We start from the raw sequence: 16364 nt of genomic DNA, 5'->3' as shown, positions 1-16364 counted from the left end.
ATAATCTTTCCGTAATCCACTCAATCTTTTTCTGCTGGATTTCCTACCTTATTTTTGCCCCAACAGTCGTTACGATTTATGACAACTGGGAAAAAACCGTAGCCGAAGCGATCGCCTAGGGCGTTCTGAGCCAGGAAGCTAATTCTCTCCCTGGCTGCGATCGCTTCGGCTACGGGACAGAACCTTACTGTCACCTTGCCGGTTTATGTTTTTGAACTGGGGTAAGGGGCTCTTTTTCCATTGCCCTTGACCCCTAGAGGGGGCTTCCCGACCTCAGACTCCCTAGCTTGGGGCGTGGTGATTTCTCTGGGGGGAGGGGACGTGATCGCTAAGCAGAATCATCCGCGCTATATAAAAGTCCCGAGACACATTGACGAAGGCCAGCCATCCGTTCACGAGCAAGCGGAATAGTTTGATTTTCATCAAACTGGCCTCTAGGCGATGGAAGTCAGAACCTAAATCCATTTTTACTCGACTCATAGCCGTTGGCTTTACTGTAAAAGCCACTGAATTCTTCTATTTCTATATTATCACCCCAATTCAAGGAATTTAACATAATGTTTTATGAAGCCTCTCAATAAAACATTAATTTCTTCCGTAGTTTTACGCGATTTTTTCCCAGTCCATTCCCAGGGGTTTTGGGTTTGATGAGAAATCAGCACCTTTTCCCGAAAACTGCTGATGAGGAGCGGCATAATCTGCCTCTTTTCCCCCCTCCAAGCCCAACTCTGAGGGAAGCACCCTAATCAACCGATCGCTCCCTGGATTGAGGGAGCGGTTACAACTCTCTTCTATTTCTGCAATGCAATCCTGGCGAATCTAACTCCAACAATGGGTTAGGCGATCGCCTGGGTTAATAGGTGAAACTGTTAAGTTGTTGCTCGCTATCAAAAATAACGAACAACACCACCGTCTCCTGTTCAAACCGAGTCGTTACTAGAACCACCTCTTGCTCCTCACCCGGAACCACCTCGGTCGAAACAATTTCTTGAAAATCCCCCGATTTATCCACTAAATCTTGCCAAGTTGTTTCCAGAGTTTCTGGGGTAATATTTTGTCGGGCAATAGCATCGTATTTCTGTAAAGCCTGGTTAAACTCTCCATCGGCGAGTAAAGACACAAATTCTTCAGCTTGGGAGACCATTGGAGTAGCCTGGGCAATCGCTTCAACCCCCTTGAGGGGTTGGAAAGTTTGAGCCTGAGCCGGTAAAGTATCCAGAACAGCAACAGTCGCCAATAAAACCAAAGAAAGAAGAGTTTTCATGAGAGTTAGCTCCTTAAAATAGCCAATAAAAAATGCTATTTACTGCATTCTATCAATTGTTCTATATTGGATGGCTTCTGCCACATGGGAGAGATTGAGTTGCTCATCACCAGCGAGGTCCCCAATGGTGCGGGCTACCTTTAAAATGCGATCGGTTGCTCTGGCTGAGAGTCCCAGCTTACGGATGGCTCCTTCGAGGAGATTGCGGGTTGCCTCATCCAGGGGACACCATTGGCGCAGTTGAGCGGTTTGCATTTCGGCATTGCAGCGAATCTTGGGTTCGGCTTTAAATCGCTCCCGGGCGCGATCGCGGGCTGCCTGAACCCTCTGTCTGACTGCTTCGGAACCCTCTCCGGTAGTTTGACGGGTAATTTCTTCTGGTTTTAAGCGATTCACTGCAACTTGCAAGTCTATCCGATCCATAAGGGGTCCTGAAAGTTTAGCCCAGTATTGTTCTCGGTGACGGGGGGAACAGGTACAGGGTTGAATCGGGTCGCCAAAGTAGCCACAGGGACAGGGATTGGTACTGGCAACTAAGGTAAATTGGGCAGGGAACTCCACACTTTGTTTAGTGCGGGAAATGGTGACACGCCCATCTTCTAAGGGTTGGCGCAGGTACTCTAGCACATCCCGCTTAAACTCTGTGAGTTCATCTAGGAACAAAATACCCCGATGAGCGAGGGAAATTTCTCCCGGTTTGGGATAGCTGCCACCGCCGACGAGAGAAGGACCGGAGGCGGAGTGATGGGGACTGCGAAAAGGGCGATCGCCAATTAATGCCCCGCGATTTTTCAGTAACCCCACTACGGAATAAATTTGGGTGACTTCTAAAGCTTCTTCAAAACTCAGGGGGGGTAAAATACCGGGTAACCGTTTAGCCAGCATGGTTTTCCCGCTGCCAGGGGGACCGACAAAGATTAAGTTATGTCCTCCGGCTGCGGCAATTTCTAAGGCGCGGCGTCCATGCGCTTGACCCTTGACATCTTGCAAGTCTAAACCCCCGAAGGGATGGGGTGCAAAGGGGACATTGCCATCGAGTTGGGTGGGTTCGTACTGACTGGGGTTGTTCAGTAAGGCGATCGCATCAGACAAATGCCGACATCCATAAACCTGCAACCCTTTCACTACTGCTGCTTCCCCCACATTACCTTCGGGGACGACTAAGGCGGTAATGCCCATCTCTTGGGCGGCAGCAGCAATAGGGAGGACTCCAGCAACGGGACGTAAGGTGCCATCGAGGGAGACTTCCCCCAGGAAAAGAAAATCTCCTAAAAGTTGGGCGCTGACTTGTTCTGAAGCGGCGAGAATTCCGATAGCGATCGGTAAGTCAAAACAGGGCCCCTCCTTGCGTAAATCCGCCGGGGTCAAGTTAATCACAATCCGGCGCAGGGGGAAGGCGTAGCTAGAATTTTTTAGGGCTGCTTTCACCCGTTCCTTGGATTCTTGCACCGCTGTATCGGGCAATCCCACCACGACGATTCCTGGCATTCCCCCCGAGACGTCTATTTCAACGCCAACCTTGACCGCATTAATCCCAACTAACGATGCACTCCAAACTCTAGCAAGCACGGCTGATGTCCTGATGACTGCTGGGAGCATTATAAGAAAGGCGGGGTAAAAAAGGAAGAGGGGGGGGAATACTCAGAGTGGGTTGAATCCCCAATCCGGTTGTTGCCCCTTTACAAAAACTTTAACCCTGGGCATTTGACGTTTCTCTCGCTGAAAAGTTAGGATAAATCTACCTGAAGATAGAGGACAAACTTATCATATTTGGTTAAGGGCGGCCAAAAAACCCTCGGGATAGAAATATGGGTCCTAAGCAACGAGAGTTTCTGAACCACCGAGATTGCAAACCTCATCAAGTGTAGCCACCACTCCTGGTTTGAGATGCATCATCCCAGATTCATCACTCCCCCTAGAGTACCCACTAGAATCTATGACTTCAGCCGTTGAGAGACTTTCCCGCCCAGACTGCCCGAATCCTAAGAGACAGAAGAAACAGCAGGATGCCGCATTTTGGCAGCAATGGATTTGTTATCAAGATGAGCTTTATCGCGACTGCCTCCAGTATATGCGGAATCCCACGGAGGCAGAGGACCTGCTTTCTGAGGCAATGCTCAAAGCGTGGCAACAGGTAACAACCTGTGTAACTGCTATCAAGAACTTCAGGGCCTGGGTTAAACGACTTACGAAAAATCTCTGCCTCGATTTCCTTCGCCACAGAAAGAAAATAGCGGTTCAGGATATCGAGGCGATCGCCCCGCAAGGAGAATGGGCTAACCAAGGACAAAACCCAGTTCACGATGCTATGCATCGTGAACTGGAAAATTTTTTTGAAAATGCCATCGATGGCTTACCCCACAAGTTACGGGAGACATTTGTTCTCTACTATGAGAACGACGAATCCTATCCAGCCATCCTCGAACCCCTACAGATTTCTTACTCAACTGCCCGCAAACGGATTTCCGATGCCCGGAAAATTTTGCGTCACCAGTGGAATGATTATCGCGGTGCGGAAGAAAATCCCAGTCTCGGGAGTTTCAACCCAAGTTCAACCCAGCAAAAGACGCCGCCACCCCTCATTCAATCCGAACCGACTCCCCCGGTTCACCAGCCCCCTCACCCTGTAGATAGAGCCACTGAGCAACATCAGCCCGTTTTAGAGGCAGTTGAGGGAGGGGAAAATATCTCCAGTCCACCCTTATCGGTCACCGCAGAGCAAGGCGGAGTTCCTCAAATTTCCTTAGTTTTACCCGATGCGACTGGCCCTGATTCCACAAAGGGAGGAGGATTAAAGTATAAAGTTCTCACAAAAATTGACCCTAACCCAGTTTTACCCATTAGATTCAGTTTCACAACCGTACCCGTCCTAAATGGAGGGGCGATTCGCGAATCGCCTCTCCATTTAGGGTCGATTTTCAACCTCGGCGTAAGTCCTATGAGTCAGCCCAAGATAAATTATCAGACCTTAACTCGCTCTCTCCTAGACTCCTTCCAAAAACAGTTTGGACTGTTGTGGCGAGTCTGGATGGATAGTGGGGGCTATTGCCATTTGTATCGGGATTAAACCGGGAATTATAGCGTTCCCCATAGTTATTCCCGTACATCTTGCTCGCAGTGCTTTAAATATCTGCCATGCATAATTCCCCGAAGCCATATTACTGCGGTTTTTACAGGATAAAACATCGCAAAATTTCCCCTAGATAAAAATAAAAATTAGGGCAAATCTTCAAGCTAGATGCATAGCTATGACTTACACAATCTCTATATTTTGGGTAAATTCTAAAAATTTCCGTAAGTCCTGATAGATTTTACTCATCTCATTTCCTTAATTAATTTACAAAAATTGACTCACAGTTAGCCTACCTAAAACGTCTATATAAACGAAGGATAGAACAGTGACCCAAGGGTTAAGCTCTGAAGCGACCCGGGTTTTTACCTTACAGGTGCATCTCTCTTAACCTCAGCCAATTGACTGCAAAAATTCTCTAACTCACTGGAAATTATGGCCCTGCCTAACTTTAACGAAAACGCCTACCTTCAACAAAACGCTGACGTGGCCCGCGCCGTTACGAATGGCTCATTTACCAGTGGCTTACATCATTGGACAACATTTGGATTTAAGGAAGGCAGAACGCCGCAAATTGCGTTTTCAGAGAACTTTTATCGGGACTATTACCCCGATGTAGCCAATGCCATTACTAATGGGGGATTCTCCAGCGGATTGGAGCATTATGCCCGGTTTGGTGCGGCGGAAGGTCGAGCATCTGTTGCCAGTGATACTCGCCCCGGTTCTCAGTTGCAAGAGATTATTAATCGCGGATTTGTAAGGGTGGCGGTTAACGAGGATGCGATCGGATTTAGCCAACGGGAAGCCGATGGTTCTTTTAGCGGGATAGGGGTAGATTTTAGTCGGGCGATCGCCACTGCCTTATTCGGGGACCCAGAGGCGGTTCAGTATGTGGTAGTAGCCCCTGGACAAGAATTTACTCGTGTTGCCAATGGTGCAGTAGATATCGCTGCCACCTTGCCGACTCATAGTCTCCTGCGCGATGCCACCTTGGGAGTGGACTATTCCCCCACAGTTTTCTTCGATACTCAAGGGGTAATGGTGCGGGGGAACAGTGGGATTAATTCCATTGAGCAGTTGCAAGGAATCACCATCGGGGTATTAGAAGGAACAAGGTCCCGGCAAAACTTACAAGATGCCGCCAGTCGTGCGGGAATTACCCTCAATTTTCAAATTTACCCCTCTCAAGATGCCCTATTTGCCGCCTATGATGCAGGGCGATTGGGTGCAGTTTCCATCAATCGCGGAGTTCTCACCAATCGAATTCCGACCCTATCCAATCCCGGGAATCATGTCATCCTGGAGGAGAATCTGGGTAAAGAACCGTTAGGACTCATCGTGCCAGAAAACGAGTCCGAATGGGCCGATGTAGTGCGCTGGGCCGTCAACGCTCCCATTCAAGCCGAATTTTTTGGCATCAACTCTCAGAATGTCAATGAATTTCTGGATGGAAATAGCGACATCAAACGCTTTTTGGGAGTGGAAGGAAATTTAGGAGCATCCCTGGGAGTCTCCGATGACTTCGCCCTGAAAATTATCCAACAAATCGGCAACTACGAAGAGATTTACAATCGCAACTTCGATGAAACCGCTTTACCTCGGAATCTCAATGAACTGATGTTTGTGGAGCCAGGGGGACTGGTTTATTATCCCCCCTTTAGCGGTAGCGATAGAGTGACTGTACCCTTGGTTGATAACAATGACCGCAATGTTTTGCAAGAAGTCTTAGACCGAGGTTTCGTGCGCGTCGGGGTGAGAAATGATGCCCAAGGACTGGGTTTTGCCGATGAAAACGGCAACTTAAGCGGCTTTGATGTGGATTTGGGTCGGGCATTGGCAGCTTCTCTATTTGGCGACCCCAATGCCGTAGAATTCGTGATTCAGACATCCGGTGCCCAGCGCTTTAGCGATGTCGCCAATGGCATTGTGGATGTCACCAGCCGGAATGCCACCCATAACCTGAGACGGGATGCGTTGTTGGGAGTAGACTACGCTCCGATTAATGTCTACGATGCTCAATTTGTAGATACTCGAACTGATAGGGGGATTACTTCGTTTGAGCAGCTTGAAGGTCGTCGAATTGGGGTCAGTGCGGGTACGACTTCTGAGACCAAGCTGCGAGAAAAGCTCGACTCTCTGGGCATTAGTGCGGAAATCGTTACCTCTAATAATTTTCAAACCCTATTTGATAGTTATATCAATGGCGAACTAGATGCCATCACGGGAGATGGGGGGCTGATTATCTCCAGTCTTCTCACCTTACCTCCTGAACAGCAAAGCATCTCTCAACCGCTCCCAGAAGTCTTGGGAGAGGAGCCTTTAGCAATGGTCGTGGATGAGAATCAATCTCAGTGGAAAGATGTAGTTTCTGGGGTGACTTATGCGGTTTATGAGGCGTTAGAACTGGGTCTAACTTCAGAAAATGTGGCTAAAGCCGTCAATAGTTCAAATCCAGTTATTCGCCGCTTTTTAGGAGGGGAAGGAAATATCGGGGAAAGTCTGGGTTTGTCCAACGATTTCGCTCTAAATGCGATTTCGGCAGTGGGGAACTGGCGTGAAATGGTAGACCGCAACTTTCCGGGCATTCCTTTTAATGAGGCTACTGCGGCTCCTTATACCGAAGGCGGTAGTATTTTCTCCCTTCCTTTTGCTTAATTTTGCTGAATCGGGGTCAGTCAGAAATGGCCCCGACAGTTATAAACCCTACAGATTTATTTTCAATAAATTGACGAGGTAAAATGATGGACATGAAAGCCACTACTAATCAACTCCCACCCTTAACCAAAGAATCAGAACTCTTACATCGCCTTGCTGCTGGGGAAACTCAAGCGTTCTGGCAACTCATCCAACCGTACCGAAACTATCTGTTTCGGTGCTGTCTCAAGTGGACAAACGGCAACTCAACCGAAGCAGAAGACCTCCTGAGTCAGGCTATGGTTAAAGCGTTAGATAAATTACAAGACCATGCCGAAAAAATCACTAACCTCAGAGCTTGGCTCACTAGCTTGACCCGTAATCTATATACAGATATCTACCGAAAACGTCGCCGACAAGCAATGCAAATGGAGGATATTGAAGAAGTAGCTGCCCAAGGAACCTCAGCAGTTATTTTGGGTTCTGGCTCTCCTGAAGAGGCACTTCTACATCATGAGTTGGGACAGTACCTTCGCCACGCTATTAATTCTCTTCCTTCTCGATTACGAACTCCATTTATCTTGCGTTACTGGCATCAGATTCCCTATCAAGATATTGCCCAACAACTTGCTCTTTCGCTCAATAACATTTACAAGCGCATCCAACAGGCCCGAGATATTCTGCAAAAGCGTTTGAGCAGGTATTTTTCAGGACTGGATGATGCCCGATTAGATTCCTCCGAGTCCTTTAAAAAGCGGGATGTTGCCTTGAGCCGGGATGATTTTGCCCCAGGGATAGCGCCCGAGTGCCTACCACCTCAAGATTATGGAGCAACCACGGGAGAGGCGATTCCCTACGGGATAGCTTCGCTTCACGCGGGGGGATTGCCCCTACAATCGAATGAGACGATCGCATCCGACTCGATCGCCGCGATGGCAGAGAACATTGGCGAGACAATTAATTATCAAGTAACAGCAATATGTCTAGAAACACTACACTCCGGGTGGTATCCCTCACTCAGTCCTCTGGGGTGGAGTTGAATGCTTACCTAGTTATAGACGAAAAGCCAGCCCGAATTGACCAGAAGCTGAAAACCTTAAGTGAGTACGTGCAGCAGCATCCTTCTGGATGGAAGAAACGGTTGGAATTGGCGAATCTGCTCTATGCAATGGGTCGTATTGAGCAGGCGGTTGAGGAGTATCGCCAAGTAATCGATCGGCAGCAACCATTGATTGGCGTGCGGTTGCAATTGGGGAAACTCTTGCAGCTTATGGGACAAGAGGCTGAGGCAGTAGCGGTTTATGAAAATGCCTTGGCTAATGCAGGCAATGAGGCGACTCGGCAGCATATTTGTGGAGCGATCGCACTCTGTAGAGGTGACACTCAGGCAGCGATACTCGCTTTTGAGTCGGCTGCTTCCCTAGAACCAGATAATGCGGCTCACTGGCTGGCGTTGGGGCAGGTGCAAATGGGGAGAGGGGATGCGGTTGCAGCTTTGCGATCGTTTGATACGGTTTTGTCACTGAACCCGGATGATGTTGTAGCGCTGATTGACAGCTACGACGCGAGTCAGGCGGTGGGTAATGTGCGCCAAGCGCAGCGGCGGTTGAGCAAAGTGCTAGAGGTGGCTCCGGGTGATTTCCGAGCGCTCAAACGACTGGCGGATACTCGTTGCCGGATGAGATTGGTATCCGGTGAGGAGGGGAAGCAGACTAAAAAAATAATTAGTTCTGTGCTGCAACAGGCTCCTGATGCGGCGGATGCCCGCGAGTTGCTGGCATATTATCACCTGTTCCGGGGGGAGTCGGCTAACGGGATTGGGGTGTTGGAACGGTTTACTGAGGAACACCCGAATCATCCGAGGGGTTGGTATTCCTATGGGCGGTGCTTGTTCCATACGGGGGAATATCAGAAAGCGGCTGAGGCGATGCTGAAGGCTTATCGTCTGTATCCCCAGGATTGTGAAATTTATCGGGCGTTGTGTGAGATTTTGCCTTTAACCTCTCCCCCAGCTCCTCTCGATCCCCCCCAGCCCCCCTTAAAAAGGGGGGAGCTAGAGCAGGCAAAGTCTTCTAATTGCAAGGGGGGAACTCCTCTGGAAGTCCCCCTTTTTAAGGGGGATTTAGGGGGATCGAACCGTCAAGTAACCCTTACATCAATAGTAGAAGAGATGCTCGATCTTTTTCCCGAACGCTGGAATGTTTGGACGACGGCGGGGCGGGTGTTGGTGGAAAGTTTTCAGGAAATTGAGCGGGGGTGTGGTGTCTCTGTGCGGGGGACGCAACTTGAACCGCAGTTACCTGATGCTTGGTTTTGTCATGGGCGGGTGTTGGCGCTGGCGGGGAAACACCGGGAAGCGGTGGAGGCTTTGGCGCAAGGATGGCAGTTGCTACCAGAAGATGGGAGTTATCTGCAATCTGTGTCTGCTGCGGTGTGGCTGGGAGAGAGTTATCGAGGGCTGGGGGATGAGGTGGCGAGTTGGAAATGGTTGGAAAAGGCTTGTCAGTTCGCTCAGGAATTGATGGAGTTTGACCCGGCTATCGCTTGCTACTGGCAAGGGAGAGCGTTGTTGGGCTTGGGGGATGTGACGGAGGCTGTGGAGGCGTATCGAAGTGCGCTGAGTCGGCGGTTGCTCTACCCTTTTCGCGGTGAGGTTGAGGAGGCTGTGAAACGGTTGAAAGGTAAGAGGCGAAAGGGCGATCGGGCTAAAGCGTAGAGCCTTGACTTCTTAGGGAAGTCGGGGATCTGAACCTCTCAGAGTGCATTGAGTTAGGAAAAAACAGCCTCTAACTCGAAAAATTCAGAAATTGACCTCTGGATTCGTCTTATAGGTGTAGAGACAAAAATACAATTTCGTCTCGACTAATCTTGAAAAAAATTGAGAATAAAACCTCAATCAAAAACAACAAGTAAAACTAGCAAAAAGGAGATTAATCATGAGATTTCGTAGAGGTTTCTAGAAACAAAAATCAATTGCGATCTCAAATTGATCGGTAATTGAAAATAGATGTAGGGTAGGCACTGCCGTCAGCGCCTACCCTACATTTTTTGTTGCTGACCTTAAGTTAATGACAAAACCTGGTGCAATGGGTGGAAATTATAGTTCTCGTGTTTGAGGTGGGTTTCATGGGTGGATTGAGTTAGGGAAAAACAACGGCTAACTCGAAAAATTCAGAAATTGCGTTCTGGAATCGTCTTATAGATGTCCAAGAATTAAAGAGGATGATGAAATGGCTAAGATTTCTCTAAGCAGACTGAAATGCATTAAAACGTCTAGTGGCGGTGGTGCTGATGATGTATATGCAAAATTTTTTGTAGATGGGCGGGAGACTCAACGATGGCCGCAGGGCGGTGATTATGACATGAACATCGGAGATGTAGCAACCCTCAACTTGACATTTAGTTTTAATAAAGATTTGAAGATCGAGCTGTGGGAATATGACACCACCTCGTCTGATGACTACATGGGTACGCAGGTATTTTCTGCAACGGGTTCAGGTTCGGGACTGGTAAAGCTGACCGATCCAAAAGAAGGGAACGTCTATGAATTGAATTATGAGTACCTGGCAGCCAAGGTCAAGGTCGTCAGGCCCCATTCCCTCAAGTGTGTAGCCATGTCAGAGAGTGTAAATTCTGGGCTCGTTCAGCAGGCTGCAGGTTTGTCAAGTGCCGTTTCAGCTGCTGCAGGTGTTGTCCTGGGTAACGTTCCAAACCCTAAAGCTCAACTGGTTGCACAAGCTCTGAACGCAGGTTCAGCAGTTTTGGAAAAGATTCCAGGCTTGGTAGACGCAATTGGTAAGGCAGGCAACTACCCAGATCAACTGTACATGACTTTTAGCAATCAACCGGGGATTGGTAAGCGGTTTTGGCCTCAACCCGGTAAATTCTATGAAATTTATGCGGGTCAAATTATACGGTTTGATGAATTGCGTTATTCTCTCACTCAGCCTATAGATATCAGCCTTTGGGAATACGATACTATTTCCTCGGACGATCAACTCGGGAGTTTCGCAATTGAACAGGATACTGCTCCAGGAGCTTATGTAGTAACAGTCACAAGTGCGAGTGAAGCTTCTATCTACTTAGTCGCATACACCGTGGCAGAAGAAGAATGGTAATTACAGGGCCAACAGCTCAAAAGTAGTGCGATCGCCTCTTTCTTTCTTTCATCAATCTGAGTTCGCTCCCTAGCGGACAACCGTATAACTAAGTGTCAAGGCTTGTTTTATGGATAAAGACAAGGCTTGATTCCTTTTATTACTAAAAAGTAAAAGCCTCCGCCGATTAGCGCAGACAATTCGATTAATTTTCAGTATTATTACCGATGTCTTTTAGCGCATGATATTGTATCAGTCACTCAGAAATATATCAATTAAGCAAAGATCCTACTTTTCCGACTTTACGATCCGACTTTTCCGAGTGACAGGGGTGGGCGAGAGGAGGGATGATAGAGACGATGCCGCCTCAAAAAAAGAGCAACTGAATCCAATCTAAAACTGGATAAATGTTACGTCAAAGTATAAATCGTGCCTCTAGACAAACTCCCATAACTCATGGAACTTATTTGGTTCTTTAAAACCCTCAACAAATACATTGCCTCCTACAAAGGGCAATTTATTTTACTCTTTATCTGCCTAATATTCGACGCAGCATTTGATTCAGTCTTCCGAGCCAGCTTAAAATTTATCATTGATGCCGCCATCGTTCCCCAAAACTATAGTCTTCTGGTTCTAATCCTGTCATTGCTAGTCGTCGGAGCAATTCTCTATGCCTGCATCGGTTTGCTAGGAATTTTCCTAGGAGCGCGTTTGGGCATTTTAATCACTAACAATATCCGACACTCTCTATTCGAGCATCTCCAAAGCCTTTCAATGGAGTTTTTTGGACGACGTTCAGCCGGGGATATTGTCAATTGTCTCATCGCCGATGTCCAAAAGGTGGAAAATGGCGTAATTACAATGGGGCTGACAGTTGTTGTTTTAGAACTTTCTAACTTCCTATTTTCTCTGGCTTTCCTCTTCTTACTCAACTGGCAATTAGCCCTGCTCAGTTTAATCGGTTTAACCCTCTGTACCATTGCTCCAATAAAAATTGCCAGCCTTGCAACCGAAGTCGGTTATAAGTTGCTGCAAAAAGAAGGACAGATTGCCAGCGTTATCGAAGAGAATATCCTCTCGCAAACCGTTGTCAAGATATTCGGGCTGGAAAACCAAATGACCAAGGATTTTGCCACCGATTTGAATGACTTAAAACAGGTTTATGTCCGCGCAACCTTTCTCTCCTACTTAGTGCAGAAAGTCCCCATGATTGGTTTTGTTTTGACGCAGCTTATCGTTTTAAGTATCGGTGCTGTCATGACATACCAGAATATCATTTCCGTAGGCACTCTTGCCTCCTTTCAAGTTTTAATGCTAGGATTGAATCTCAATATCCTTGGTTTAACTTCGTCACTTCCTGCATTTATCGATGGAGTAGCAGGGCTGCAACGCATCAGCGATATTTTATCAGAAACTCCGGCAGTTCAGGATGCAGCGGATGCGATTGATTTGCCTCACTTTTCCAGTGAAATTAATTTTGAAGATGTTACCTTTAGCTACTCCCAAGATAGAGGAGGAGTTAAAAATCTATCCCTGAAAATTCGCCCAGGAGACTTCGCGGTATTTGTCGGGCAAAGTGGAGCAGGCAAAAGTACAATTGTCAATTTGCTGACGCGATTTTACGAGCCAGATAAAGGACGCATTTTGTTTGATGGAGTTGATTTGCGTCATGCATCAATACGCTCCCTCCGTTCTCAAATTGGACTGGTTTCTCAGGATGTAATTCTCTTTAATAGCTCCGTGCGAGAAAACATCCGCATGGGCTATCTCGAAGCTACTGACGAACAAGTCGAAGCCGCAGCCAAAGACGCCGAGATTCACCAATTTATTTTGTCCTTACCCCAAGGCTACGATACACTTGTTGGTGACAGGGGCGGACAGTTATCAGGGGGACAACGGCAAAGAATCGCTTTAGCTAGAGCCTTGGTGAGAAATCCAGCAATTCTGATTCTCGATGAAGCCACATCTGCCCTCGACCCCGCCACAGAAGCCAAAATCCTTACCACCATCGAGCACATTAGCAAAGAACGCACCGTGATTTTCATCACCCACCGCATAGCTAATGCATTGCTCGCGGATGTCACTTACGTGATGGAAAACGGCAGCTTAGTGGTGAGTGATTGACCCGCAGATTTGACCTATACTGAACATTTTGGAGTTAAAAATTATGACCAGCACAAATGATTACAAATGGCTAATTCCCTCTTCTCCTAACCTAGGCTCGAAATCCATTGAAGAAGAGAAAGCTCTCTGGGATAAAAACCACGAAGATTATACCAACACCTCTTTCAGCATCACCCAAGACCCCAAAATCTGCAAAACCCTAATCCGTCCAGAGCATTGTCCAGGCTATGATATTCCCAACTCGCCTGATATCAAAGTCCTAATTCCCGGTTGTGGCTCAGAAATTTATCTTCAGAAGACTTTACTAGAATTTTGCCCCCAAATTGGACAAGTCTACTGTACTGATTTTTCCAAAACAGCGATTGAAAAATCACAAGCAGACTGGAAAAAAGCAGAGGGAGATTCTCGAAGCCACAACCAACAAATCATATTTGAGGAACTAGACTCTACGCGAATCACTGAACAAAAACCGGAGTGGAATGAAAAATTTGATTACGTCCTTCTCGCCAATTCTGTAGTTTCCAGTGAAGATAAAACCAACCGCGAGATGATTCGGGAATTTGGTAAAGTTCTCAAGCCCGGTGGCAAGATATACGGATATTTTCCAACCACCTTATGCTTCTTAGAAATTGCCTATTTCAGCCGCAAACACGCTCACTGTGTTACAGAGGGATTTATCGATGTCTACGGCAATAAAGTTTGGGACGCTGAGTGGCAAGAGGCTCAGATTTATTACACTCCTTTGCGGTTAAATCGCATTTTTAAAGAAGCGGGATTAAAACAACTCAGTTTGGAGATGCAGTTTTTAGACTATGAGCCTTTTGTTTCCCTGTTTAAAGAAATGATCGATCATGACGACCCGGATATTTTTCTCTGGCATCTTCTAGTCCGTTATGAAAAATAGGACTTAGGCATTGGGGCAAAGCATTTCTCTGGCTACTTCGTTTCATTGTTGGGGGCCAGGTCTCGGGATTAGTCTCCTATTTATTACGATGGAAATTATCGCCATATTGGTGGCAGTTTCCATTTACCGCTATCCTCGCCTGCGGTTTGTAGAACGCGAGTTGCCTGATGTGATTTAGTGATGGTTCAGAAACCGGGTTTCTCCAGTAAATTTTGGCTGTTGTGGTCAAAGTTATCGCAGAATCCCGGTTTTTTTTGTCCCAAAAGTTTACGATCGCATCTCCATTGGATGCACTGCTGTCACTTCCCCATATCGCGCAAAATCCTTGGTATTAAAACTCAGGATATGAGTCAATCCATGCACCAACATTGCTGCCACCAACCTCGCATCATGGACATTAACTCCCCTCACCTCATAAGCCAGCACCAACCGTTCCCACTCAGAATAAATGGCTAATGTATCCGGTAACAGCAAAAAAAGCCCTTTTAACCGATTGACTTCGGCAGCAGCTTCTGCTGGGGAATGCCCTAACCCATTCTTGTCCGCAGGGCGGGTGTAAACATTCCAAAACTCGATTAAATTTTGGGGAATGATACAAAGCTGATGCCCTTGACTGCGTAAACTGGTGGTGGCATTGATGGCATCAGCGTGCATGGGATGGTTAGGGTCCGCACTCCGCAACAGAATATTAGTATCAATCAAAAATGACATTAACCCCTCTCTCCGTAAATACTTTCTCGGCTAATCGCTTCATCAGATAAAGAGGGCTGATTGCGTGGGTGACTCTGGGCCCACTCCTGAAAAGCTTTCACCCATTCTGCGGGAGTGGCGGTTTCATAAAAAGGACGCTCTTTTCCCTCGGCTGAGGTTTGCTCCTGGTGTGCTTTGAGCTTCTCCTCTAAAAGCGATCGCTCCTCTGGGGAAAGAGATTGAACAACTTGGGCTAAAGATTCTACTAATTTAATGTTCATAAATTCTCCTGTCATGCCGTGGTATGGAGCAGAAACGGGGTTACTTACACAAATATAAGCGAAAATCCCCAAGCTTGGGTTCGGGTTTCTGGTCCCAACCGCTAAAGAAACTGAGTTTCTGTATGGATACTTCTGGCTGAGTTAGGTGACATCCTCCTCTTGAGCATCCGGATTACCTACGGTTGCCGAACTTTTGGCGACTCCTCAAAGGCGAGATAAATTTTCGCGTTTTAAACGGGGCTGAGTTTCGGGTTGGAGACATTCTAAAAGCACCTGTACCCATTGCGAGCGATCGCTTGTGGGTAATTGTCAAACTGGTTTTGGCGTCTCTGGTAACGTCCTGGGGATAAAAATACCTAAATAAACCTGGAAATCTACGGGTTTTTGCTTAATTTTCCTGATCCTTCTAATTGATTACTACAGAGAAGGTAAAGGAATAGATAAAAAAAATCTGAACAAATCCCCATAGTAGCAACAGCTAAGATGGCAAAAATCGCCGGTTTGGGCTGGCTGGGATTGGCGAGTAAGGTCGCTTGAACGTTTCTAAAACATAACTCGACTTTTGGCTTTATGTATTCCATTAATGACTGGTGGAGGAGACCCAGAGATGCCTAATTTTACGCCGAACTTGGCTAGAAATGAACAATATTTGTGCTTTTACCCACGGGTAAAAGTGGAGTGATTTCGCATATTATATCTTAAATCCTTTGGTGAAATTTCCTCCTTCTACTAATAAGTATGTTAAGCTGAGATATTTAAACCCGAAGGAATTTGATGCCACCCTTGCCGAAGGGTATCACGTGAATGCCATTGGGGATCAGGGAAAATTAAAAGACCCTAGAACTCAACAAGGGTGTCCCTGGGAATATTAAATTCAGCATCGGCTCAGGTGCCAGAGGCGATCGCCATACTTTCTCTTGAGGCTTGACCTAACGCCGTGAGAGTGCATGGATGAAAGTGTAGACTATATTTAGAAAAAGCAATACTTTATACCACTGTATATAGCGGTTAATTTAGGGATCTGGCTCAGTTCTATCCCTCGAAGTCCAAACGGGATTTGCTATAAATTAAATTTATGGTATCCATTGGGAATCGCATCTTTACTTATAAAAGAGTTTAGCTTATGATAAATGCCAGCAACGTAAGGGAAACTTTACGGAACAGTTAATCCGGAGCATTTTCAGCGGTTACTTTGTACTGTTGATTATTTTATTTCCTCTGAGAACTGTCTTTAATCCCCGGCTTGCAGTAAGCCAAATTAGCTGACTGATTCAATCGCTTTTATCCATCGAAGGGAACT

The 16364-nt window shown here is 46.8% G+C and carries 14 protein-coding genes; 8 read left to right on the top strand and 6 right to left on the bottom strand.

Translation table 11 applies throughout. The features are described 5' to 3' along the window. Positions 1–20 precede the first annotated feature (20 nt). The 4 genes from NG792_RS14875 to NG792_RS14860 form a co-directional block, all read right to left on the bottom strand. On the bottom strand, positions 21–194 hold the full coding sequence (locus NG792_RS14875; RefSeq protein ID WP_261201811.1) for a hypothetical protein: 174 nt from the start codon (positions 192–194) through the stop codon (positions 21–23). An 88-nt stretch (positions 195–282) separates the two neighbouring features. Continuing rightward, positions 283–480: a hypothetical protein gene (locus NG792_RS14870; RefSeq protein ID WP_261201810.1), complete on the bottom strand. Its 198-nt coding sequence runs from the start codon at positions 478–480 to the stop codon at positions 283–285. A gap of 373 nt (positions 481–853) precedes the next feature. Beyond that, positions 854–1264: a DUF3887 domain-containing protein gene (locus tag NG792_RS14865; RefSeq protein ID WP_261201809.1), complete on the bottom strand. Its 411-nt coding sequence runs from the start codon at positions 1262–1264 to the stop codon at positions 854–856. Positions 1265–1303: 39 nt separating this feature from the next. Next, complete coding sequence (locus NG792_RS14860; protein ID WP_261235888.1) at positions 1304–2833, bottom strand: YifB family Mg chelatase-like AAA ATPase; 1530 nt, start codon at positions 2831–2833, stop codon at positions 1304–1306. A 367-nt stretch (positions 2834–3200) separates the two neighbouring features. Here NG792_RS14860 and NG792_RS14855 point away from each other — a divergent pair, with 367 nt between their 5' ends. The 7 genes from NG792_RS14855 (at position 3201) to NG792_RS14825 (ending at position 14093) form a co-directional block, all read left to right on the top strand. Next, on the top strand, positions 3201–4331 hold the full coding sequence (locus tag NG792_RS14855) for an RNA polymerase sigma factor (protein WP_261235887.1): 1131 nt from the start codon (positions 3201–3203) through the stop codon (positions 4329–4331). Positions 4332–4769: 438 nt separating this feature from the next. Further along, positions 4770–6989, top strand: coding sequence for a transporter substrate-binding domain-containing protein (locus NG792_RS14850; RefSeq protein WP_261235886.1), 2220 nt, complete (start codon positions 4770–4772; stop codon positions 6987–6989). Positions 6990–7072: 83 nt separating this feature from the next. Continuing rightward, the gene (locus NG792_RS14845) at positions 7073–8008 is read left to right on the top strand and encodes an RNA polymerase sigma factor (protein WP_261235885.1); all 936 of its coding nucleotides are present in this window, start codon (positions 7073–7075) and stop codon (positions 8006–8008) included. Further along, positions 7948–9684, top strand: a complete 1737-nt coding sequence (locus NG792_RS14840) for a tetratricopeptide repeat protein (RefSeq protein ID WP_261235884.1) — start codon at positions 7948–7950, stop codon at positions 9682–9684. The genes NG792_RS14845 and NG792_RS14840 overlap by 61 nt, the downstream gene beginning before the upstream one ends. Positions 9685–10198: 514 nt before the next feature. Beyond that, complete coding sequence (locus tag NG792_RS14835; protein ID WP_261235883.1) at positions 10199–11086, top strand: C2 domain-containing protein; 888 nt, start codon at positions 10199–10201, stop codon at positions 11084–11086. A 435-nt stretch (positions 11087–11521) separates the two neighbouring features. Then, positions 11522–13189, top strand: a complete 1668-nt coding sequence (locus NG792_RS14830) for an ABC transporter ATP-binding protein (RefSeq protein WP_261235882.1) — start codon at positions 11522–11524, stop codon at positions 13187–13189. A 43-nt stretch (positions 13190–13232) separates the two neighbouring features. After that, positions 13233–14093 carry a class I SAM-dependent methyltransferase gene (locus NG792_RS14825; RefSeq protein WP_261235881.1) on the top strand — a complete coding sequence of 287 codons (861 nt, stop codon included), beginning with the start codon at positions 13233–13235 and terminating at the stop codon, positions 14091–14093. A gap of 267 nt (positions 14094–14360) precedes the next feature. On the opposite strand, the gene NG792_RS14820 is transcribed toward NG792_RS14825, so the two are convergent. Together NG792_RS14820 and NG792_RS14815 are read right to left on the bottom strand one after the other, a co-directional pair. Further along, entirely contained in the window at positions 14361–14804 is a 444-nt protein-coding gene (locus NG792_RS14820) for a type II toxin-antitoxin system VapC family toxin (protein WP_261235880.1), read from the bottom strand. Further along, entirely contained in the window at positions 14804–15064 is a 261-nt protein-coding gene (locus tag NG792_RS14815; protein WP_261201799.1) for a hypothetical protein, read from the bottom strand. Before NG792_RS14815 ends, NG792_RS14820 begins: the two co-directional genes overlap by 1 nt. 710 nt (positions 15065–15774) lie before the next feature. Between NG792_RS14815 and NG792_RS14810 the strand changes: the two genes are divergently transcribed. Beyond that, positions 15775–15936: a tocopherol cyclase family protein gene (locus tag NG792_RS14810; protein WP_261201798.1), complete on the top strand. Its 162-nt coding sequence runs from the start codon at positions 15775–15777 to the stop codon at positions 15934–15936. Positions 15937–16364 lie beyond the last annotated feature (428 nt).

It is taken from the genome of Laspinema olomoucense D3b, assembly GCF_025370785.1.
GTDB classification, from domain to species: domain Bacteria; phylum Cyanobacteriota; class Cyanobacteriia; order Cyanobacteriales; family Laspinemataceae; genus Laspinema; species Laspinema olomoucense.
Note: the sequence above shows the minus strand (reverse complement) of the source record. Positions and strands in the feature narration are given on the sequence as shown.